Below are 23,506 nucleotides of genomic sequence, written 5' to 3'. Positions count from 1 at the left end.
GTGAAAAAAGTAGGGGTATCGTAATTTGAGTTCGTATTAATGTGAATTGTATAATGAATGAAACCGAAAAAACTACATAGACTGATTGTCAAATATATTACAGCTGCAATTTCGAAATCGGAATTGGATGAATTGGAAATTGAACTCAAACAACCTTCCAATATTCAACTTTTTAATGAATATGTAAAACTAAATTATAGAATTGACAGTAAAATGAAAATCTACGATACGGAGAAATCAAAACGTCTTTTACTGGATAAGATAAGGGAAGATAAAAGGAAGCCCAAAAAAATCAAACTGAATAATTACCTCAAGTATGCTGCACTTATTGTGTTATCTATGACTATTGGATACTTGGTAAAAGAAGTAGCGTTTGAAAAACCGAAGGAGGCCGAATTTACTCCAACGGAGAACTTTATAACTCTAGAACGAGAAGATGGAAATATACAAGTTATTTCAGAAGATGGCTCTACTGAGATATTGGATACCAAAGGAAATGTAGTCGGCTCTCAAGTAGGTAATCAATTAGTGTATAAAGATAACAATGAGTCTGAAACGAGTGAACCGGTTTATAACACGTTACATGTGCCTTATGGAAAACGGTTTGAGCTTAAATTGGAAGATGGTTCCATAGCATACTTGAACTCGGGGTCATCCTTAAAATATCCAGTAAGATTCCAAAAAGGAATGGACCGAAAAATTTATTTGATGGGAGAAGCTTTTTTAGAGGTAGCAAAGGATAAGGAAAGACCATTTATTGTCAATGCATCTGATTTGAACGTTAAGGTGTATGGCACAAAGTTCAATGTGTCAGCCTATCCTGAAGACAGCATGAAACAAGTTGTTTTGGTCGAAGGGTCAGTAGGTATGTATTCAAAAATAAAAAGTTCTGATGTAATTAAAGAAACAGTATTAACACCAGGAACCTTAGGGAGTTACGACAATGCTCTTGGTGATGTATCTACTCAACCGGTTGTAACAAGTATTTATACATCTTGGGTTCAGGGAGTTTTGGTGTTTAGGAATATAAGTTTTGAAGATATTCTCAAAAAGCTAGAACGGCACTACGATGTTAAAATAATAAACCAAAATTCAAAAATGGCATCGGAAACATTCAATGCTAGTTTCGGTGATATGCCAATCGAAAAAATACTAGAGTATTTCAAGAGTCAATATGATATAGATTACATCATTAATAAAGACACAATAATTGTAAAATGAAAAAATTAACCGTTTAAAATCCCAGCCAATGAAGAACTAGATTAACCAATTATTCACTTTTTTGTTTATTTCTCAACTGGGCAAAAAAAATCGGAAAATGTGTCACCATTTCCCGATTGGTAGAAGTGATTAGCCAATTTGTATAACCACAATCAAACATTATAAAAGTATGAAAAAATTTCTTGATCAAACAAGAAGGGGACTCCCATTGCTTAAACTCAATTTGAAGATGAAAATTAGTATGTTGTTTATGTTTTTGGTCCTGTTTACCATGCAGGCCAAAACATCATATTCGCAGGGGACAAAGATTACACTAGATTTGAGCAATGTCACTGTTATAAGGCTTATTGATGAAATTGAAAGCCAAACCGAATTTCATTTTGTGTATCAAATCAAAGATGTTGATTTGAATAGAATAATAAGTGTAAAAGCGAAGCAAGAAACGGTACCACAGATTCTAACTAGAATTTTCGCAAAAACAAGAACTACTCATCGGGTAGTAGATAAACAAATATTTCTTAAGCAACGTGCATTATCTAATAATGTCCAAAACAGTAATATTTCTATTATTGAGGCGGAGATTCAAGAAGTAGTGTCCGGAACGGTTACGGATACTAACGGTCAACCATTACCAGGTGCAAACATTGTCGAAAAAGGAACAACTAATGGTGTTACCGCAGATTTTGACGGTAATTTTTCTATTGAGGTAGAAGAGGATAGTGCCATTTTAGTTGTCACTTATATCGGTTTTGCAACTAAGGAAGTTCCTGTTGATAAGGAAACTAGTTTAATTATAGAATTACAAGAAAGTGCAGCCGGATTGGAAGAAGTTGTGGTAGTTGGGTATGGAACTGTCCGTAAAAGCGATTTAACAGGAGCAGTCGTTAATGCTGACCTTGAATCGTTTAAAGAAGCTCCAAATACAAACATTTTACAATCTATTAGTGGATCGGTACCAGGTTTAAACATAGGTCAAATAAGTTCTGCAGGAGAAGAACCCTCTATTCAGGTTAGGGGCCGAACATCAATTAACGGAAACCTATCCCCATTAATAGTGGTTGATGGGGCTATATATCGAGGAAGTCTTAACGATTTAAACCCAAGTGATATTGAAGCGGTAAATGTACTTAAGGATGCTAGCAGTAAAGCCATTTACGGAGCCCAAGCAGCGAATGGCGTGATTTTGCTTACTACAAAAGGCGGAAAAAAAGGCCAAGGACCGGTCATTAGGTACAATGCCTATTATACATCACAATCGCCATCTAACGACCTACGAACCCTAAATCGAAATGAATATATCGAAATGCAACGAGATTTAGACTGGCGGAACAGCTATTTGGCGCCGAACTATACCGAGCAAAACCCTGATTGGAAAGTTCTAGATGCTCTAGATGTTTTGCCGCCACTGGTCCAAGGTGTTCAAGATGGCACTGATAGCGATTGGTTCGGAGAAATGACAGGCGCTGGTTTTATAAACAACCACCAGCTCTCATTTAGCGGAGGAAGTGAAAACACTACATACTATATATCAGGCGGATATACAAAACAAGATAATTGGGTTCTGAATGACGAATTTGAACGAAAAACGGTAAGAATCAACATTGAAACCAAGCTTACCCCTTGGTTGACATTAGGGGCAAACACCTATGGGTCTTTCTCAGATTTCTCAGGTGTAAGCCCATCAATCGGCGGTGTAATCTCGCAATTACCTTTTGGAAAAATTAGAGATGAAAATGGAAATTATATTATAAATCCAAATGGCAATGCAGGGGTCAACGGGTTTTTAGAGTCCGAAGCCGAAGATAGTGATATACGAAATAATATTTCTGGGGTATTTCATAGTATAGTTAGTATTCCAGGGATTGATGGATTGACTTATCGTATAAATTATAGCCATAATTACAGATGGAACAATAGGTTTAATTCAAATATCTACGGTGCTGGCTTAAATGGAAGTGCGTTTAAAGATGTTTCCAGTACATACGACTGGTCCCTAGATAATATCATAGACTACAAAAACGACTTTGGAAAACATTCTATTGGAGTAACGCTTTTATCCGGTAGAAATAAAATAGAATTTGACCGCACTAGGGTTGAAGGCTCAGGTTTTGACAACTTGGATTTGGGGTATCAAAGTATTTCCCAAGCTTCAGTGCAAAACATAACTTCCAACGGATATAGAGAGTCTTTTAGTTATCAAATGGCTAGGTTAAGTTACGACTATGACAATAAATACCTATTGACAGCAACCATAAGACGAGATGGGTATTCCGGATTTGCAGAAAATAAAAAAATTGGCTACTTCCCTTCCCTTGCCCTAAGTTGGGTGCTAACGGAAGACCTTAACTTAGGCGATGATTCCATCCTTAATTATTTGAAATTACGAACAAGCTATGGCGCAACAGGGAATCTCACCAATAGATTTCAATCATTGGCTCGTGTAGATTTAGATGAAGATTCAAGATATGTTTTCGGAGATGGAGGAGGAACCCTAAATGGGCAATCACCAACATCATTGGCCAATCCAAACCTTAGTTGGGAAACCACAAAAGGAATCAATCTAGGATTAGATTTTTCGATTATGAATAGCAGTATTAGTGGTAGTATCGATTATTATAACTCGAAGACCACCGACCTTCTTTGGAAGCAAAGTTTACCTTCCCTAACAGGATTTTCATTCATCCAGACGAATTTAGGCGAAGTTGCCAATTCTGGTATAGAAGTCTTTTTGAACAGTAGAATTGCACGGCAATCTTCATCTTCTAAAATAGGATGGGATATCGGGGTCAATCTATCTGCCAACAAAAACAAGATAAACACTTTATTGGGGTATGATCAAGATGGTGATGGAAAGGAAGACAATCTTATTGCCGATAATCTTTTTATAGGAGAATCGATAGGAGCAATTTATAATTATGATATTCAAGGCATCTACCAGCTAACCGACCAAGGAAATATTCCCGACGGTTACACTGTGGGGACACGTAAAATCAGGGACATAAATGAAGATGGTATTTTAAACACCGATGACCGTACAATATTAGGTAGAGCTGAGCCAGCTTACACTATAGGGTTTCAAAACACTTTAAAATATAATAACCTTACGTTGAGGCTTTTTATTAAAAGCATCCAAGGAGGAAAAGATGGGTATTTAGGGGTTAACAATCCAATTATAGGCGAATTGGAAAGGCCTACTACCAACACAAATGTATTGACCACGGTAGATTGGTGGTCTCCTAGAAACCCTAATGCCACCTTTAAAGGATTAGGGGCTCAAGAACCCTTACCTATTAGAAATTACTTCTCTCGAGATTTTATTCGTTTACAAGATATTTCTCTAGGTTATGATTTTGACACTTCCTCCAACTGGATGAAAGATGCAGGTATTAAGGGATTGAAGCTGTACCTCAGCGGAAAAAATTTGATTACTATAACAGACTGGTTAGGTTGGGATCCAGAAACTGGACAAGGATTTACCTCGAGCAGCCCCGTAATGAAATCCATTACTACTGGATTGGATATTAGTTTTTAATTAAAAAAATAATTCGATGAAAAGTAAATATACACACATTACAATATACATACTCTTACTGTTTTTATCAGTATCGTGCAATGAAGACGACTTTCTTAAAGAAGAACCCCAAGATTTCTTTGTCACGGAAACGGCGTATAAGAATATTGACCAATTTCAATCGTCGCTAATAGATTTGTACGCAAAGACAAGAGCTGCCATTATGGGAGACGGAACCAATCAGTTTGGTGCAATGGCCCAATATTTTGGCACGGACATGTTTCAAGAAGGAAGAGACGAGGAAAATCAACCGACTCGATTTGGTAATTATGCCAACTCTTACAATCCCACTAACGGAAATATTGTATCATTCATTTGGAACGATTATTATAAAATTGTTGCTAATGCCAATACCATTATAGCTCGGATTGAAAACTCAGAATTAACAGACAGCGAAAAAATAAGCGTAGGTGCCGAAGCAAAGTTTTTCCGAGCATTTGCCTATAGATATTTAGTCTATCATTTTGGAGATGTACCCCTATTGACAGAAGAGATTGCAGAACCTAAAACAGATTTCACTCGAGATTCAAAAGAAGACGTTTTAAATTTAATGGTTCAAGATTTTTCGGACGCCGCGGCCGGGTTAAGTGATATTACCGAAGTTGAAGATGGACGATTACATAATTTAGTTGCGCAACACTATCTGGCTGAAACATATATTTCTTTAGGCGAGTACGGCCAAGCTATCACAGCAGCTTCGGTTGTAATCGATAATCCAGCAACCTCTTTAATGACGGAAAGGTTTGGCTCTCTCGCTTCAGACACAGAAGGAAACGTTTATTACGACTTATTTAGGGTAGGTAACCAAAACCGTTCTTCAGGAAATACAGAAGCCCTATGGGTTGCACAAATGGAAGTAGATGTCCCGGGAGGACTTTTATCAACCTCGAGTGCGGGACCCGCAAATCTTGAACGAATGCATGGACCTCTATCATGGACCCTGGTAGATCCCGATGGTAATCCTGGCACTATAGGACCATCCTCTACATTAAACAGTGGAGGAAGAGGTATTGTTTGGATAAAGCTTACAAAGTTTTGGGAAAAAGACATTTGGGGAGACGATTATGATATAGATATTCGAAGCCAAAGAATAAACCTATTCAGGGATCCTGTCTATGATAATCCTGAATCCGCTTATTTTGGTATGAGTATGTTGGAAAATCCCCCAGCAAACAATGTTCTTGATGATGAACCATGGCGTATCACACCATATCTTACGAAGGTAACTACAATAGGTCAACATCCTGATAATCTGTATGCCGACAAAGAAAAAATGTTATTGAAGAATAGTGCAGGATCTACCTTCCGAGATCGTTATTTCTTAAGATTGGCAGCTACTTACCTCTTAAGGGCAGAAGCTTATCATCTAAATGGGGATAATGCCAATGCCGCGATTGACATTAACAAGATTAGAGCCCGGTCTAACGGATCGCTTATTAATGCAAATGAAGTAAGCATAGATTATATTCTAGATGAGCGAGGCCGTGAACTTAGTTTTGAAGAACCTAGAAGGTTAGTACTTCATCGAACCGGAAAACTGGTCGAAAGGGTTCGGCTACAAAACTCTTTTAATACCGACGACATTCAAGACTTTCACAACTTAGCTCCTATTCCTTTATCGAATATAGAAGCAAATGTTACAGGAGAATTAAAACAAAATCCAGGATACTGATATTTATTTGAGTTTGTTTAACAATGAATCGCATGGGAAATGCATCGTTCATTTTCCGTGCTTTTCTAATTTTTTAGAATAGGAATGAAATATATAAAAATACGAAGTTGCATTGGTATTATGGCCTTGGTCCTTGTATCGTGTACTCAAGAAAGAAATACTGTATCCCTTAAAAAATATACCGACGAAGTAGTGTTTAAAAATAAGGGGACCGTTTCACGTGATATGATTTTTTCCAAAGTAGAAAAAAAAGGATTTTATGTTGAGACTGACGAAAAGTATAGATATATGGATGGTCCGAATTATCTTTTTGAAAAAAAAGGAGATAGTACGATAGAACCACCGTCGGGGATGCGTTCTTCCGTGCCTTTAGGAGGCTTCGGGGCAGGATCTGTAGAATTAAGGGCTGATGGAGGCTTTATGGACTGGGATATTTTCAACAACTCACCCGCAACGGGAAATGATAAGATACAATTAAACGATGCCTTCATGGGGCTATATATTCAGGCTGATGGTAAAAAGGCTTTTGCCACTACTTTACGCACACACCCTCCCAAAAAACTTCCAGCGGTCCAACAATTGGAATACTCAGGGGCCTTTCCTGTTTCTCGCCTCAATATTCAAGATTCCAATATTCCTTTAAAGACAAAATTATACGCATATTCAGAATACAAAATTCGTAATTCAATACAGTCAGCCACTCCCTGTGCCCTTTTCAGTCTCGAGCTAGAAAATGTCACAGATGACGAGTATCAAGCTGCTTTTCTTTTTAACCTCCCAAATCATATCCAAGGTTTGTTTAACGTAGACCAAGGTTTAGTCTTGACCAAAAAAGGAAAAGAACCTTCCAGCGGAGACATGACCTTGGCAGCGAACGGAGCAGATGAAGTAACTTATAGCGTAGCGGATGACTTAAACAAATTATGGGATGAATTTTCCGATAACGGTAATTTTCAAGAAGATATTCATGATTCGGGCCAATACGGTGCCATAAGCGCAAAAGTCTCATTGGCTCCAGGAGAAAAAAGAACCATAACGATAGCGATGGGATGGTACTTTCCTGAGAGACCGATTTCTGTAGAGATAGTGGGCAATTATTACACCAACTTATTCAGGAGCAGTACCGAGGTTACCGAAAAGGCATTGAGCCGCTTACCTGAAACATGGAAAGGAATTATTGAATGGAACGAAACCTGTTTTGATAATTCCCTGCCTGATTGGTTACAAGATGCTATGGTAAATAGTACGGCAACCATTGTAAAAACTGGAATCTGGACGAAAGATAACAGATTCCGTCAGTGGGAATCCTTCGCGTGTCCCAACATTGACCCAATTCATATAAGTTTTGCCCGTTCGCTACCGTATGATTTGTTTTTTCCCGAACTTAAAAAGAGTATTATCGGTGCTCATGGTGCCGCTCAGCGAGATAATGGATATATCCCCGAAAAGCTTTGGCCCAGAAATTCCAAAGACCCTTTAGACCAACCTAGTCCGGGTCGTGTTCTTGGTGATTGTAGCACTTCATTCATTTTGAGCGTTTATGCCTCCCACATTTGGGATGGGGATGAAGAGTTCGTAAATGAAATGTGGCCCCATGTAAAAAGGGCCGCCCAATGGCAAATAAATCGTTCGCGGAAATTTGGCTTACCAGATAGACTTGCGGCCACCTATGATTTGTCTGGATTCGGCAAGAAAGATCTCGTTTCATATAATGCCTTTATGCATTTGGCGGCGATGAAAGCGGCTACAGAATTGGCAAAGGAGCGTGAAAAAGAAGATTTAGTATCACTATATAAAAAGAACATTGCAGCTGCCCAAAATACTTTAAAAGCACATTTTTGGACCGGAACTTACTTTAGAAATTGGTGGAATAAGGATGAACCTAAAAATGATGATATTCATATTGATACCCAATTTGGTCAAGTATGGAGCTATTTGTTGGGACTTGGAGATGTTATCGAACCAGAATTAATGAAGTCGCACCTTGAAGCTGAGGTAGTTGCCGCAGATTCACCCTATGGAATGAAAGTGTTGGCTTATGCGGGTAACGACAGGGATGAAACAGGTTCCGGCGTAAACAATACTGTATGGCAAGCAGGGAGCATTCATTGGTCGATATTGAATATTTATTTGCAAATGAACCCGGATAAAAGTTTAGGACAGGCCAAGAAAGTAATTAATCATTGGCGGAAGGGACTAAATGATCAATGGAATTATGCTGATCTCACTTCAGTAACCAATGGGTATCCACATACAAACTCCCATTATGGCAGACAATTGATGCTTTGGGGAATTCCACTTGCCTTGAGTGGGCAGCAATTCTCGGCCCCACAAGGAGTGTTGTCTTTCACCCCAAGAATTGAAGCCCCCTATAAATTACCATTTTTTACGGCTCACGCTAGTGGGGTATTAGAAGCTAAAGTGGGGGAACCATTGCTATTGACCTTAAAAAGCGGTCACTTAAAGTTGAACAAAATCATAGTTGATGATCAAACCCTAACGGAGAACGCAACCCTCAATGTAGGTGACACTATCGTGTTGGATCAAGGATAATATTTGTTTGGAGCCTTAGACGTCCGAATGATTGCAACAACCTTTTTTTAAGATGTCCAATACGGACATATCCTTTATGAATAGCTAAATATGAAGAGAATACTAGTTACTTCTGTCTTTTTACTTAGTCTCTTATTGATGCTGTTTTCCCAGGAGAATACCCCATTTTCAAGGTCTACGGACTTTGAATTACTGCACCAATTTCGGGCCGCAGGAATTTGGGATGCCTGTTTAGACCTTAAAATTGATTTCAATGAGGTATTTGGTCCTTTGACCACTGAAGTCGGCCATCCTTACAGACGTTACCGCTGGTCCGTAAGCTATGATGAAAATGGAGGGACCATGATAAATGCATTGCCCCCTGAAGAAGAGTTAGGTTGGACACCATGGGAGCGTTGGTCTTTAATAAATGGCGAGCCCACGAGAACTGAATGGGTAAAGTATCCTGTAAAAAAACTTCTTAAACGAGGTATTGTTCCATGGTATAAATTGTCAGAGACATCAACATTATCTCCTCGGTTTCATAAAAAAAGTACTCAAGATTTGGAAAGTCAGCTTCGATTGGCCAGGGTAGACATAGCATCGGAATGGTTGGGGCTGGATTTTAAAAAAACATTTATAGAACCAATGGAACTAGGCCTACAACAAAAATACCAACAGTTTAGGTGGGTAGTGATTCCTCATATACTCGCTGCCGATGGCCCTGTAATTTATGCCTTACCTCCAATGCACAAATCAGACAATTGGCCTTGGGAATCATGGTACACCGATGGAAAGACTTCGCACATTCACCACGTCCATTATACCGAAAAGAAAATACTTAGTACGGGGAGCTGGTCCGAATTGGTGGGAGCTCCACAGAGACCGCCGGAAGTTTGCCAGTTTACATGGTATTGGCACAATGACCAATTGATGACACCAGCATTATCCCATACACATTAACTCCTTACAACATTAGTAAAATAAAGAAACATCTTATGTTTAATCTGATATCAGCCAATCGACTTAAAAACACCAAAAAGACAGCCATTTGGTGTGATATTTTTTTCCTCCTAGTAGTATCGTTCTCTTCTTTCTCCGCTATATCACAAGAAGAGCAAGGCCCTCACATACCCTTAGAAAAGAACCTCAATCCAAAATGGGTCGAATCCCTATTTGAAAAAGGAAAACAAAAAGTTTATAGTGGAGATGAACTTAAATATATTGCCATGCCTTGCGGAGGAATAGGTTCCGGGCAAGTAAATGTAACAGGAGACGGCAGGTTGGCGTTTACAGAGTCTGTGTATAATTTGCAACAGCAACCCAATAGCGGACACGGTCTTTCAACGGGATACAACTACTTACATCCCGAGGAGCCCCAATCAAAAGTTGAAAATACTTTCACGATTTGTATAGAACAGGCCAATGGTATCTCCGAAGAGTTAAAACTGGACAAAGACGATTTTGACGATATCCAATTCATTGGAGAGTATCCTATAGCACAAGTGAATTATCGCAAAAAGTCTGACCGGCTTCCCATAGAAATCAGTTCCGAAGTTTTTTCTCCGTTTGTCCCATTAAGTGTTCGGAGTTCTGCCAACCCTGTTACTGTAGTGAAATATAAAATCACAAACACAAGTAAGGATAAAATTGATGTTTCCATTATTGGCGAACTCAAGAATATTGCGTTTCCACAGCCCTCCAAGGTAAAACAAGTAAATACGGCTCTTCGGTCAAAAGGGGTTTCAGGTATTTCCTTTGAGATGCAACCTATGAGCAATGATTCGGTTTTGGCCAAACATCCTCAATTGGGAGGGTTTTCGTTGAGTGTTTTAAATCAGAAAGCCGATTTATTGGTCAATGCCAATGAAAAAGATAGTAAGAAAAAAAGAAGTTCTTCTGAAGATCCCATAAGTGGGAGTGTAGGTTCTACCGTCTCGTTAAGGTCAGGCCAAACCAAGGAAATCACCTTTCTAGTGAGTTGGTATTTCCCTAACTACTATGAAAACGGCAAAAGATACAAAGATGCCATGGCCGAAGCACCGGGCTGGGTAGGGCACATTTACAACAACTGGTATGCCAATTCGTTCGATGTTACAAAATATGTAGCAAGCAACTTCAATACACTTTATGCCGACACAAAACTATTTAGGGATACTTACAATGACAATACCTTGCCCTATTGGTTGGCCAACCGTATTACAATGCCGGTCTCCACTTTGGCCGCAGGAAATATTGCCATCTGGAAAAATGGTAGAATGTATGGCTATGAAGGGATAGGTTTCTGCCAAGGAACCTGTGGCCATGTGTACAATTTTGTCGCCGCCATCTCCAAACTATTTCCTGAATTGGAGCGCTCGGTACGCCTACTCCAAGATTTTAATAGCACCGAAAAATATAGTGGATACAGTCCGTCGGGGCGCATCAATTTTAGGGGATATGGGGTAAACAAGCCTGAAGTTCCCCATAGTTACGCCTCAGATGCCCAGAGTGGATATGTATTAAAGGCTTATCGTGAACATTTAAATTCCCCGAACAATGAATTCTTGGATACGGTTTGGGAGAAAGTAAAAATGGCCATCGGATATCATATTTTTAAAGATGGTGCCGAAATCGGTCTAGAGCCAAACGGGGTATTGGAAGGTGAACAGACCTTTTGGGACCCCATGTGGTACGGCCCCAATCCGTATAACAACACTTTATACCTTGCCGCATTACGGGCGGCAGAAGAGATGGCCAAGGTGAAAGGAGAACCTGAATTGGCCAGTCGTTACCATAAACTATTTGAATCTGGACAAAAGTTTATGAACGAAGAAATGTGGAACGGTGAGTTTTACATTCACCTTTATCCGGTTGGACTTAACGGGAATGTAGGAATCAAGAATGGTTTCAAATTACCTTCCGAAATTGATGATAACGCCCAAAGTTATATCAAAGCCTTTAATGAGGGACGATCGGGCTATTTTCCCGGTACGGCCTGCGATGCCCAACAATTGTTCGGACAAAATTGGGCCAACCAACTTGGTTTGGGCTATATTCTATCACCTGAAAAAAGTGAGATTGCCGCAAAAAGCATATTCAAATATAATTGGACACCCGATATTGCAACTATTTATGACTTTGAAAAGCCGAACGCACGGGTTCTTGCCGCAAAAGGTGAAGCGGCCATGATAAATGGTGGGTGGACAAAGGAGAAGCCGAAATCTTTTGAGAACACACACGACAAGACCAATGTATGGACCGGACTTGAATACGAGGCAGCCTGCGATATGATTAACGAGGGATTGTTGGAAGAGGCTATTGTAGCTATTCGTTCTATAGACGACAGGTACAATGGAACCAAACGAAATCCGTGGAACGAAGTAGAAGGTTCCAACCACTACTCACGCGCCATGCACTCTTGGAATGTACTCCTATCATTGAGCGGGTTTACCTATAACGGTCCGGAAGGAATCATAGGCTTTAAGCCTCGCCTAAATCCCGATAATTTTAAAAGTTTTTTTTCCACGGCCGAGGGCTGGGGTACTTTCAAACAGGTTAGATATGGTAAAGCACAGACAAACACACTCTTACTTACCTATGGCAAGCTCGAACTTAATGTCGTCACCCTAGATATTGTTGAAGGCAAAGAATTAAATGGGGTATCGGTGAAACTGAACGGGAAAATCATAAAATCTTCCTACGAACAGCAAGGAAACACTGTTTTAATTTCATTGAGTAGTAAGCTGACAATGAATACAAACGATATTCTTAACGTCGATTTAAAATAAGACAAAATGAAAAAATATATAATTCTTTCCCTTGTTATTTGTTTGACGGTAGCCTGCGGGGAAACAAATTGTAATCTCCCGAAACCAGAGAAGACTACTGTAGTAAAGGTAGATTGGGAAGACGAACTTCAAGATCAAGTGAAGCTCTTGGGGCATCGCAATTGGATCGTTGTGGTTGATGAGGCCTATCCGTTACAGAGCAGTCCTGGCATTATGATGCTCAGGAGTACCGCGGGCCATGTTGAAACTCTAATATCGGTTAAGAATATCATAGATGGACAAAGGCATATTAAACCTAACGTTTATTTGGATAAGGAAATAGATTATATAGATGAGGATTTAGCTCCTGGAATTACGGATTATCGCGAAACCTTAAATAGAGTTCTTGGGCAGAAGAACGTGGAGAAAGTTATCCATGAAGATATAATTACCATGCTCGACAAGGCTTCTGAACAGTTTAAGATCCTTGTGATAAAGACTGATTTTACCATTCCATATACTTCTGTTTTCTTTCAATTGGACTGTAAGTATTGGAATACGGAGGCCGAGAAACAGATGCGGGATAAAATGGAAGGCAATTAATATTATAATGACCGAAATTGATTGAATTTACATTAATGCGTTTCAACCTCATGCCAATATTGATTCAGAGGTAGTTTTTCTAAAATAGCCGCTGGGCAAAAAAATATTCTGTTTAATTCAGTTGAGTTCGTTGAGTTTCTTATCAAAGAGCAATAGGAAACTTGACCTCCTCCCATCTTTAGGTACCGGTCATAACTAGGGAATCAGGGCTATTTTCATTCATTTTGATGTACTCGTAGGGAGAGGTCCAAATAAAATGGTATGGCTATATGAGGAAGCGCTGTGATGGTCAATGTCACCTTGCCCCGAGATTTTTAAAGGGCAGGTTTCTAAATGGCTAGGGTGGTGGTAATCCATTTCAGGCCTTCTTCCTGTCCAGTAGAGTCGCTCCGTTTCTTCACTTTTATAGATATAGTGTTACCAATCCAATTTTATACGACTATGATATTATAGGTAGGTGGGTTCACAGTGAAACGGGATTCTCTCCACAATGGTTTCTACGAAGTGAACTTGGGCGAAATACTAGGTAAGGGTACAAACATTGCCAACGGTAAAACAATTATTTTGATCAGGATAACGAAAAAATTGTGTAAACGGGACCAGAGGTGATACTTTTGTATGGCTGTATGTTTAAATGGCAAGGTATGTTATCCCAAATTACCTTAAAAACCTACTTGTTTATGAAATTGAAATGGATGTTTTTCATTTTGTTCATTGCATATACTACTGTGGCAATGAAAGCAAGTAATTTACCCATACCTGTATCGGTAAATGAAAGCATAACGATTACGTTATTTTTTCCTTCGGAAATCAAAAAGGTCGTAGAACCTGCTCCCCACTATAAGTTCGAGTATGAACCCAATGGAAAAATAGCGACCCTCGTAGCCAAGAAGGGGGCTACCAGTAACCTCACCGTAATTACCAAGAATGGATATATTTATTCGTTTTTACTTCAATATGATAACGAGGTCAATAGCTTTACCTATGTGCTGACAAAGGATCAAGCTATTGGGAAATTGAATGAATCTAGTGTTGCTGAGGTAAGTAACACAAATGGAAGGCTAGCCAGTCATGACGAAGAAACTGTCGAGGAGCAAACTGTCGAGGAGCAAACTGTCGAGGAGCAAACTGTTGGACAGGCCGAATCCGATACCTTTGGGGAGCCATCTTCGAATGAAAATAACGATACTGACAATAAGGTAGAAGCTGATTTAAGACCTAACGACCTAACCAGTGAGGAAACCCCAGAAACAATAGAAAGCAGTCTTTACGATTCGGATAGGGAGGGCTATTATCGGATTTTTTGTGAAAACAGTTATTTGCAAAAATCTAAGTTCAAAAAAATTTCCAATACGGTAAATTTAATCGGGCTACAGTTAAACAATATAATAAAAGATCATGATGATCTACACTTTGTATTAGAGGTTAAAAATGATTCTTGGAGCGATTATAAGGTAAAGTCGTTGAGATTCTTTATCAAATCCTTGGAAGGGAACCGCGAAATACAAATAAAGGATTTGTTTATCTACAATTTGCAAGAATCCATTCCTGCGCACAGTAACAATCATCTTGTATTTGTTTGCAAAAACTTTGTTATGGGCAAAGGCCAAAATATTTATGTATTGCTTGAAGAGGACGGGGGTAGGGAACGCTCTGTAATGTTAGGGCTAAGCTCACAGCAAATCAAGCGCGGTAGATAAGCGATAAGCTGCGGTATATAATGTATGGCAAAGCTTGTTTTAGTTTACTCCCTAGCTTTTATATTTTTGGTCCCATCCGGTAAAGCCACTTGTAGCAAACGAGTGGCTAGTCGGAAGTGAACTATATAGGGTATTAGGTGTTCTTTTATTGGCAAGTCTCTGCTAGTTCTTTAATATCTTCAACACCCATTTTTTGTGATTCTATCATGGTGGGATAGTTTTCCATCATTTTGTCAAGAATACAAGAGCATAATTCATTTGCTTTTTCTTCGGAAACTTTTCCATTGTTTGCACCAATGCAACCCTTTAGAAATCCGTTTTTATCATCTTCAGACCATCCTTTGGTTTCTTGGCAGGAAATTCCTAGAATTATGAATAGTAGTAAGACGAAACCTTTTACTTTTACGATTTTCATGTTAACATTTTATTTATAGATTATTTCTTACAAGTAACGGTGGGTTTGATGGTTTAGTACATATGCCTAATAGAAAAACAAGTATTTGTGTTTGATGGTTTCTTGTAGATTTTTGTAAGGGAAACTATAATTGAAAATTGCGTTTTCTCTTCTATTGGTGGGGCAGCTACCAAGGAGTGTTTACGTTCTTTTTACGGCGTTTTGATCTTTAGAGCCGAAAATGGCCGAAGAATAAGCCCAAATACCGACGAGCATTCCACCGACAAAGAACAGCACCAGAAAGGGTAGCCAATCGGGGTGGTCATCGGGGTTTTCTAAGAGGATCCATCTCTTGTACAAATAACTTAAGAGTCCTAAAGTAAAACCTAGCATCATCAAGGGTATGATAAGCTTGAGTCCCAAAATGCCCAAAATATTCTTGGGCCTGGCAGTTGGTTTTCCTATGGCGTAATTGTATCCCGCCCATAATAGTGCCAATAACCAGATACAAGTAAGCCAAGCCACGAGTTTTGTTGCAACAGAAATTATTCCGAGGGTAAGTACTTTGTCGTTTTTGGCATCGTAGTAGATGGTAATATTGCTTCCTATTTTTGCTCTATCCCCAGAGCTATAGTCGAGTTTGCGCTCCAGTTTTCGTCCGTTGTCCAATTCAATTTCTACAATGGGGGTAAACATTGCTACTTCTCGCTCATGGCCATCACTGTCCTTAACGGTATCGTAATGCATTTCTTCAAAAACAATGGGAACCTCCATTTTATTTCCTGTAAAAAGGGGGAAGAAAGAGTGGGGTATAATGAGTGTAAACGGAATAGCAAGGTTTGAAATAATGACGGTCAGGATAAAGATATAAATTGCGGAACAACCTGACTTTTCCCCTTTGTTCTTTGTTTTGCGTCGGCTTATGATGCCCCAGCCCAATACCAAGCCGAGAAGACTGCTGAAAATAAAAAGAGATGCATAAAGAGACATAGAATATATTTTTGGGTATCGGAGGTTTTATGAGTCCGAAAAAGCGACTCATTCCTTATTTCTTTTACTCGATAATCGAGATTAAATGTTCCGAAGCTTGCCTCAAAATCAAGGTGTATTCCTTTTAATGCCTCGCGGGCTTGCACCGAGGTAGTTTACTTTAGTTTGATAAATCTTGTACAAGAGGGAATGATTGGTCAAAATAAATATGAGGTTAACGAAGGCTATAGCGGCCCAAACTAAAAACAATTTCAGCGTTGCTTGGTCATTGTACTGCATAATACCAATGATGATAGCACCGAGGAACCATGTAGCAATGAAATAGAGTAGGCCCAGGATGTTCATTTTGCCATCGGGTGCTTGTTTGAAGAGGCTAATCAAGAACCTGTAGGGTATATACAATACCAAAATACCGATATACGCCAAGGATTGAATAATAGCAATATTGTTGTTGATTCCTTTTAGAAAATCAACATACTCAAAACTGAACTCCATCGTACTGTTTTTCTTTTTCGGAAATCTGCAATAGTTGTTTTTTACCGTATCCCATGGGTTTGGCCAATAACAGGGCGGGAAATTCATTGATGCCTATATTGTACAGGTTGACGCTGTCGTTGTAAAGTTCCCTCCGGTCGGCCAAGTGGTCTTCGAGCTCCGATACCCTTTGCTGTAGGGATAGGAAGGAGGAATTGGCCTTTACATCGGGGTAGTTCTCCGAAACCGCCAATATATTCGCAAAGGCCTTGTTCAATTCATTGGCGGCCTTTACCTTGTTGTCGTTATTGGAAGCGTTCAAATACCTCGTTCGCAATTCGGTCACCTTGGTGAGCAGGCCTTCTTCGTATTCCATATACTTTTTGACGATTTTTACCAGCTCGGGAATCTCCTCGGCACGCTGTTTTAAGAGGACGTCGATATTGGCGAAGTTCTTGTCGACGTTCTGGTTGAACATCACCAGGCGGTTGTAGATCTTAACGCCGCTGGAAACGATGTAAACCAAAATCAGGGCCAGTACTATAATTAAGATAATGTGGTTCATATTTTTATGTATTAAAATTCAAATGGTAAAAATTGTTTTAGGTCAAACGCCTTAAAAAGAGAAGTAAACCTTACGATTACCTTTTCACCCGATATATCTATATCGCAAAGTAGTATAATACTGATTATCGCGATTAAAAATATAAAATGTCTTATAAGCGAATTACGTAGCGGTCGTAAGACGTTCCAACGTTGAACATAATCAAAGGGGGCGATTGCGAAGATGTCTTTCGAAGGTTCTTTTTCTATGAACACTTGCTGTCCCCTGTTGGTAGCCTTACCTACCAAGAGTACATCCATGCCTTCTTTTAATAAAAATAGCTGATAACGTCTGCTATTGGATTCATAACTGTGTTCCGATTCGGGAAAATTCAATATACTTATATCTTCTCCCTTAATGGTCGCCGTACCCGTATCATCGGCTATTTCAAAGGTATTGCATTGGGTCTCCATGGAGATGTTGGTATAGCTTTTTTTGCCATCCTTGTCCCTACTGATCGTGTCGATTTTATACACATATCCGATGCAGGGTTCTTTTTTTATTCTAGATATTACGGGGTCGAGCATTCTGGTTTTTCCGGAAATTTCTACCAAGCCCATGGCCATTGAACGTACCTTGGAGGTGGCGAGGGTGCCTTGTAAATCGTAAAAGATATTCTTCTTACTAGGTTTAACGATATCCAAGAAAAGAGGAACGGCAAACAACAGAAAAATACCCCAAGGCCATGTGAGCATTATTAGGGGCATTCCCAATAAAAAAAGAAAAATACCTAAGAGTGATTCCTTTTTACGAATTGATTTATATATCCCTCCGAAGATCATAAGGAGCAAAAGAAGGGGGAAATTGACCAAGCAAGCGAAGAGAACGTAACCAGGATCGAAAAAAGCCGTAATCAAGACCACGGCAGGGGGAACGGCGAATAAAGGCCAGCCCGGTTTAACGGTAATCTTATAAATACCGTTTAATACCAAGAAATAAAAGATGCCGAAAGCACTTGAAAATAATACCATAAAAATGATTATCGGGGTATCTATGGTATCTACTCTGAAGGTTTCCAGCACGGACTTGTTTTATTTTCTATTGTAGTAACGAAAGGTTGATTACATAAATTATTAAAAAAGCGACTATTTGTCGAAATGACATTTCTAATAACGGGTGTACTTATAGGATATAAGATGTAGCAAGCTATAAAAGAGGGCAAAAAAGTGACATATAAAATCTACAAAGCCTATATGTTTCGGAGTTTATACTATTTTGTCATAATTGATTTGATGTCAAGGCCTACTCGATTCACAATTACTTTATAAGTGCTAGGAATCAAAGTGATTGATTTCTCCACCGAAACCTAAAATTAAAAAGGAGCTGAATTTTGGGGTGGGTATCGATATCGCTGAACTCTTGGACTTAGTGCCCTTTATGGCTTTTAGGCATATTATTGGCGCTTTGCCCATGCTTTTTTGAGGTTGAAAAAGCTGAATATAATTCCCGCACCGATCAATAGGTACATGGCATAAGACTCGATAAAAGATTTTGATGGCGTTTTGGCCAATTGCGGTGTCTCGGGGTTGTACAAGATGGTAATCTTATCGTTGACGGCCTTAGTAGTGCCGAATATCGGAATGGCCAGCAGTTCCACTTGGGTTTCATATTGATTGCCATCATTGGCGGTAAAAGATACCATGGCAAAAGCCCTAGTGCTTTTCGCCTTGACCTTATTGTGAACTTCAAGAATGGTAGCCTCTGTTTCGACCCAGTTTTCAGTGGCATCCTGAGCCATAAGAAGAAAGGGCGATACTAGAAATAATACACTAAGCAAGATTGATTTCATATGTAATGTTCATTGAATTATGTTCGAGATAGCTTCGTTTTTAACGGCTTTTCTTCATTCGATAGATGTTTAATACCTAAACGAAAATTTATAGGAATTCCCGATAGCAAGTTTACATATTTTTCTGTAATTAGGATATTCAATTCTTAAGTTTTGTCTTTTTTCTACATGAAAATCGAACATTTTTTGGGTTAGTGAAACTGTATAATACTCTGTAATAAAAAACCACTGCAATATGAATTGTAGTGGTTCTCTGCTTTCTTTATTTCTTGTTGTTTCTTACTCCGTATGGCACTCGTTAACGATCGCTAGCGAGGGTCTTATTCAATTTTTTTAAAACCTTCTTCGAGAACAATATCAGGAATTTCGGTTCTTAGTATTAGTGTACTTTGGGTTACTTCTAATATTGTACTGTTAAAAACTTTATTACCTGTCTCTTCATTTGTTATGTAAATGGTATCTCCTTTCAATTGGTATAATTTATCAACAACAAACTCTTCTTCACAATTTAAAAAGGCAAACTGTATGTATCTTCCGTTTTCGGTAAACTGGATATAATCTGGTTTAAAACCTGGACAAGCTTCGCCAGAATGTTTAAACTGATTATTTATAACTCCATTTATGCGACTAGATGAATAAGCCCACTTACCCACTAACAATTCTGCATTTTTATTTAATAAATCATCATCAGAGTCCGTGTCCGAATCACTACAAGAAAGAAATAAAAACGCTAATGTAAACAAAAGTGATTTTTTCATTTTAATAGTAGTTAATTACGGCAATATTACAATTTAAATAGAGTGCGAATTTACAGATTAGCGTAAATTGGAAAATTTGTATTTTTATGGAAGTGCAGCTTGGTCATTCGTGTTTTTAAAATTAGAATTTTGATTTAATGATGCTATCGGGAAAATCTATTTTCTAATCGCTCGATTATTTTTTCTTTCTGTCCATTAGGGTAATTTATTTCAGATTTTCCATCAATTATATAGATGAGAACTGAATTTATTCGCCGAGAATCAACATCTCCTACGCCAATTGCCGAACCATCGGTAAATTGAGATAAGATTAGAGAACGATTATCGCCAATACCTCTCCAAATGAAATTTTCTTTTTCTTTGAGTGCATTTATAGATTCATCATTATTTAGATTTTCTGCAGCTCCTAATAGCTTTTTAAGTTCATTAAAGATTAAGTCTTTATCACCAATAAAATTATATCTTAAGTGTAATGTTTCTATTAAATCGCTATCTCCATTTTGCCTGCTTAATGAAATATAACTATCATTAGGGATTTTGACGCCATTGATTTCATAAGTAGATAAAAGTTCAATATCGCCCAATTTAAACAAGTTAACATTTGTAGTCCGTTCAGCCTTTATATATTCGGAGAATTCACTTTCTTTGACTTTAAAATCAGCCGTTTTTAAAAGTTTACCAAAGTCAGTTGAGAAATTAATTTTTAATATATCAATTTTCATATTGGTAGGGTCTACTGTTTTATCGTCACCTGTTTGCTTTTTAGTTTGACAGCTTATATTTAATGAGATAACAATCAGGAAAATCAGAAATATAGTTTTCTGTTGCATAGCTAGATTATCTTTTAATTATTACATCTAATGGGCCTAAATATTTCATCTATCCCATTATCCTTTTATTCCATTAAACAGAATGATAGCGAAGGTAATAATGGTTAAAAGTGCAAAATAAACAAAACCCTTGACTCCTGTTTTTTTAAGATATCCGGTGTCTTTGCCAATTATAACAAATATCAAATAGAGAATAGGGTAGAACAAGAGGATGCACAGTAAGACAGTGCCTGCCAAAAAGAGATACCCCTTTTTGGAGATTTCGTATATGACGTTGTTCTTATAGGCAACCTCTCTAATACTGCCAATTTCAGGTCTTTCCGACGATGCTATGTCCAATGGCATTTTAAGGTGTGCCGTACTATTTTCCAGTTTAAAACTAACAATTGGGGTGTGCATAAGAACCCTACGCCTGCTTCCGCTTCTGTTTATCCAACTAGATTCACTTTTTAGGTCAATTATTTCGGCCTCGTACCTGGGATAGGTAATGAAGGCGTAGCCAGTTTTTACCAATTCTGGAGTTAAATAAAAAAGTAGTAAAAAGACCATATTCACCCATAAAAAAGTAAAGCCTTTAAAGGCTATACTGGTCTTATTCCGGGATTTTTTTTTCTTCAGAAAAAGAAAACTTAAGATTGAGGCCAATAATATGGGGATTAGCAAGTAGGTCATTGATTCAGTTGTTTGCTCACTAGCTTAATTCGATAGTAGGAAAGACTCACTGATTACGAAAGCCGTTAATTTGCCAGTATAATATTACTTGAGGAAAGAACCTCGCTATAAAACACCTTATCATCAATATTTTCTCTTTGGTTTCCAGATGAACTTAGGGTGATTTTTAGTTTTTCGTTTTGCCATTGTTGCGACATGCCGTAATCATTCTTATAGATTTTTTTTCCGACACCATACATTTGTTTTGAATGTTCCTGCCATTTTTGTTTTTCCTCAATCTTTTCAGAAGTAATGGTGTATCCTACAATCTTACCATTTTCACAATAAACATAGGCTTTGTCTCCTTTTATATTGGGGTGAACAAAATCACCCGGCTCAAGTATGTAGAATGAAAAATATTGATCTCCTTGATGGGGAAATTCCTGAAGTAATTTTTCTCCTTTGCCCATAAGGGTATTTAAATGAATATTACCTTTTTTGGAGCAACTTGCCAAAAGGGGAGGGGAACAGAGACCTATAATTGTAACCAAGGTACTTTCGATAAATTGTCTTCGTTTCATGAATAGTTTTATTAATCAAAACGGTTTAAAAATAATGGACCGGTTTCAGTTATCCTGTTTTCAAGAATTCTATTTTCCCCATCCAGAAAATGAACAAGTAAATCCCTTGTGTCGATAAAGTTAATTTCCCTTATGCAGGTTGAGAAATCGGTCACAAGTTTTTTATCGGCACTTCCGAAAAATTGTTTCCATTTGGGTACCTCCACCATTTTCGGTCTGCTATATTCAAGCGAAAACCGCAAATCGTTTTCCAAAAAAGAATCGTTAATTGCAAAGTTGGGCACAATTAATAGTTGTGATTTTTGATGTTTTACATCGGAGTAGGAGATGTTGAAATACCAAAAATCGTTTCTCGGGTCTGCCTCTTTTTTTTTCGTATTTCCATCTTGGTTTCCAGAGAAGGATTCTATCACCAGTTTGTGCCAATTTATTTTTTCAAAATCGGCTAAAACTTGTTTTTTGGAGATTCCTTCTTTTACAAGTTCCTTTTCCATGAAGGGATCCAAAAATTCATATTGTAGATTTCTCATAATTCTAAGAGCTAACTATATGATAGAGAATCCTTTTGAAAGATCCCGTTTGTGAAGCTTTACTTCAAATTCAATATCGCCTTGGCTCTCTGGGTCTGGACTTTTGAACTTAAGGGCTTCCGTACCATCAAGGCGTACCAGACGCACTAGTTTACCGTGTCCCATGACCTGAACGCGAAGTTCATCTTTTTTCATGGGCAGCATTTGCAATTTTTGTCCAAAAATTTGCATGGCTCCTTTTTGAAAATTCGCTTTTCGTTCTTCGGAAAAGTAAAAGGCTTGCTCTTGCAATCTCATTTTTTCTTTGGAAAGTTCTAAATATTTTCCCGCATTATGAGATTCCATCACTAAATATAGTTGGTTATAAAAGGCAAAAACCTCTTCAAAAAGTTTTTCTTCTTTAATTTTTGAGAGGTCGACCGAGTTTTGCCAACCATCAAGAACAAAAGGTAATTCAACTTCTATTTTTGTTGATATTTCAAATACAGGATAATTAATATTTTCGCTAAGGCCATCCCAAGGTTGTTCTATACGGGGGTGAAATTTATACCTTGTTTTTTTCATTGTCCCCAATGGCCCTTCGGTCTCGGCTACATGAAAGTCAAGAGACATATATTCTTCTTCCGTAATGGCTTTTTTACCATATCTAGGAAGCATTTTGCCTACGACTTTATATTTGCCACTTTCTAAAATCACATTGTTGATAGGCACTGCCCCGGTAGAACCACCTTCCTGTGTCTGGTCTCCAAAAAAGCTGTATACCAATACGTCGTTCACATATAGTTCACCAGAACATCCAAACCTTTGGTATAAGGAATAATAGGGCTTTAAAAAATTATGTTGCATAAATTATTGTA

The 23,506-nt window shown here is 38.3% G+C and carries 20 protein-coding genes; 8 read left to right on the top strand and 12 right to left on the bottom strand.

Annotated features, from left to right (window positions below):
• The first annotated feature begins 57 nt into the window (after positions 1 to 57).
• The 8 genes from ZOBGAL_RS02105 (at position 58) to ZOBGAL_RS02070 (ending at position 15,048) form a co-directional block, all read left to right on the top strand.
• On the top strand, positions 58 to 1,221 hold the full coding sequence (locus ZOBGAL_RS02105; protein ID WP_013991844.1) for a FecR family protein: 1,164 nt from the start codon (positions 58 to 60) through the stop codon (positions 1,219 to 1,221).
• Positions 1,222 to 1,390: 169 nt separating this feature from the next.
• A complete protein-coding gene (locus ZOBGAL_RS02100) occupies positions 1,391 to 4,753 on the top strand; it encodes a SusC/RagA family TonB-linked outer membrane protein (RefSeq protein ID WP_052725457.1) in 3,363 nt (1,120 codons plus the stop codon).
• 16 nt (positions 4,754 to 4,769) lie between these two features.
• Positions 4,770 to 6,464 (top strand): RagB/SusD family nutrient uptake outer membrane protein, encoded by a 1,695-nt coding sequence (locus ZOBGAL_RS02095; protein ID WP_013991842.1) that lies wholly within the window; start codon positions 4,770 to 4,772, stop codon positions 6,462 to 6,464.
• 84 nt (positions 6,465 to 6,548) lie between these two features.
• Positions 6,549 to 9,017, top strand: coding sequence for a GH116 family glycosyl-hydrolase (locus ZOBGAL_RS02090; RefSeq protein ID WP_013991841.1), 2,469 nt, complete (start codon positions 6,549 to 6,551; stop codon positions 9,015 to 9,017).
• 90 nt (positions 9,018 to 9,107) lie between these two features.
• The gene (locus ZOBGAL_RS02085; protein ID WP_013991840.1) at positions 9,108 to 9,959 is read left to right on the top strand and encodes a hypothetical protein; all 852 of its coding nucleotides are present in this window, start codon (positions 9,108 to 9,110) and stop codon (positions 9,957 to 9,959) included.
• A 35-nt stretch (positions 9,960 to 9,994) separates the two neighbouring features.
• Positions 9,995 to 12,766, top strand: coding sequence for a GH116 family glycosyl hydrolase (locus ZOBGAL_RS02080; RefSeq protein ID WP_013991839.1), 2,772 nt, complete (start codon positions 9,995 to 9,997; stop codon positions 12,764 to 12,766).
• 6 nt (positions 12,767 to 12,772) lie between these two features.
• Entirely contained in the window at positions 12,773 to 13,348 is a 576-nt protein-coding gene (locus ZOBGAL_RS02075) for an RbsD/FucU domain-containing protein (protein WP_013991838.1), read from the top strand.
• A gap of 734 nt (positions 13,349 to 14,082) precedes the next feature.
• Positions 14,083 to 15,048, top strand: a complete 966-nt coding sequence (locus ZOBGAL_RS02070) for a DUF4138 domain-containing protein (protein WP_158499709.1) — start codon at positions 14,083 to 14,085, stop codon at positions 15,046 to 15,048.
• Positions 15,049 to 15,193: 145 nt separating this feature from the next.
• On the opposite strand, the gene ZOBGAL_RS02065 is transcribed toward ZOBGAL_RS02070, so the two are convergent.
• The 12 genes from ZOBGAL_RS02065 to ZOBGAL_RS02010 form a co-directional block, all read right to left on the bottom strand.
• Complete coding sequence (locus ZOBGAL_RS02065) at positions 15,194 to 15,463, bottom strand: hypothetical protein (RefSeq protein WP_013991836.1); 270 nt, start codon at positions 15,461 to 15,463, stop codon at positions 15,194 to 15,196.
• Between the two features lie 180 nt (positions 15,464 to 15,643).
• Entirely contained in the window at positions 15,644 to 16,432 is a 789-nt protein-coding gene (locus ZOBGAL_RS02060; protein WP_013991835.1) for a hypothetical protein, read from the bottom strand.
• Between the two features lie 108 nt (positions 16,433 to 16,540).
• The gene (locus ZOBGAL_RS02055) at positions 16,541 to 16,927 is read right to left on the bottom strand and encodes a hypothetical protein (RefSeq protein ID WP_013991834.1); all 387 of its coding nucleotides are present in this window, start codon (positions 16,925 to 16,927) and stop codon (positions 16,541 to 16,543) included.
• On the bottom strand, positions 16,911 to 17,471 hold the full coding sequence (locus tag ZOBGAL_RS02050) for a LemA family protein (protein ID WP_013991833.1): 561 nt from the start codon (positions 17,469 to 17,471) through the stop codon (positions 16,911 to 16,913). The genes ZOBGAL_RS02055 and ZOBGAL_RS02050 overlap by 17 nt, the downstream gene beginning before the upstream one ends.
• Before the next feature lie 11 nt (positions 17,472 to 17,482).
• Positions 17,483 to 18,481 carry a hypothetical protein gene (locus tag ZOBGAL_RS02045; RefSeq protein ID WP_148560685.1) on the bottom strand — a complete coding sequence of 333 codons (999 nt, stop codon included), beginning with the start codon at positions 18,479 to 18,481 and terminating at the stop codon, positions 17,483 to 17,485.
• A gap of 422 nt (positions 18,482 to 18,903) precedes the next feature.
• Entirely contained in the window at positions 18,904 to 19,299 is a 396-nt protein-coding gene (locus tag ZOBGAL_RS02040) for a DUF3592 domain-containing protein (RefSeq protein ID WP_013991830.1), read from the bottom strand.
• Positions 19,300 to 19,619: 320 nt separating this feature from the next.
• Positions 19,620 to 20,057, bottom strand: a complete 438-nt coding sequence (locus tag ZOBGAL_RS02035) for a lipocalin family protein (RefSeq protein WP_013991829.1) — start codon at positions 20,055 to 20,057, stop codon at positions 19,620 to 19,622.
• 143 nt (positions 20,058 to 20,200) lie between these two features.
• Complete coding sequence (locus ZOBGAL_RS02030; RefSeq protein WP_013991828.1) at positions 20,201 to 20,887, bottom strand: hypothetical protein; 687 nt, start codon at positions 20,885 to 20,887, stop codon at positions 20,201 to 20,203.
• Positions 20,888 to 20,944: 57 nt separating this feature from the next.
• A complete protein-coding gene (locus ZOBGAL_RS02025) occupies positions 20,945 to 21,559 on the bottom strand; it encodes a hypothetical protein (RefSeq protein ID WP_013991827.1) in 615 nt (204 codons plus the stop codon).
• Between the two features lie 65 nt (positions 21,560 to 21,624).
• A complete protein-coding gene (locus tag ZOBGAL_RS02020; protein ID WP_148560684.1) occupies positions 21,625 to 22,008 on the bottom strand; it encodes a hypothetical protein in 384 nt (127 codons plus the stop codon).
• A gap of 122 nt (positions 22,009 to 22,130) precedes the next feature.
• On the bottom strand, positions 22,131 to 22,649 hold the full coding sequence (locus ZOBGAL_RS02015) for a hypothetical protein (RefSeq protein WP_013991825.1): 519 nt from the start codon (positions 22,647 to 22,649) through the stop codon (positions 22,131 to 22,133).
• Positions 22,650 to 22,664: 15 nt separating this feature from the next.
• On the bottom strand, positions 22,665 to 23,495 hold the full coding sequence (locus tag ZOBGAL_RS02010) for a hypothetical protein (protein ID WP_013991824.1): 831 nt from the start codon (positions 23,493 to 23,495) through the stop codon (positions 22,665 to 22,667).
• Positions 23,496 to 23,506: the final 11 nt, after the last annotated feature.

The sequence above is a fragment of the Zobellia galactanivorans genome (genome assembly GCF_000973105.1).
Taxonomy (GTDB): Bacteria; Bacteroidota; Bacteroidia; order Flavobacteriales; family Flavobacteriaceae; genus Zobellia; species Zobellia galactanivorans.
This window is presented reverse-complemented; position numbering and strand designations above follow the sequence as displayed.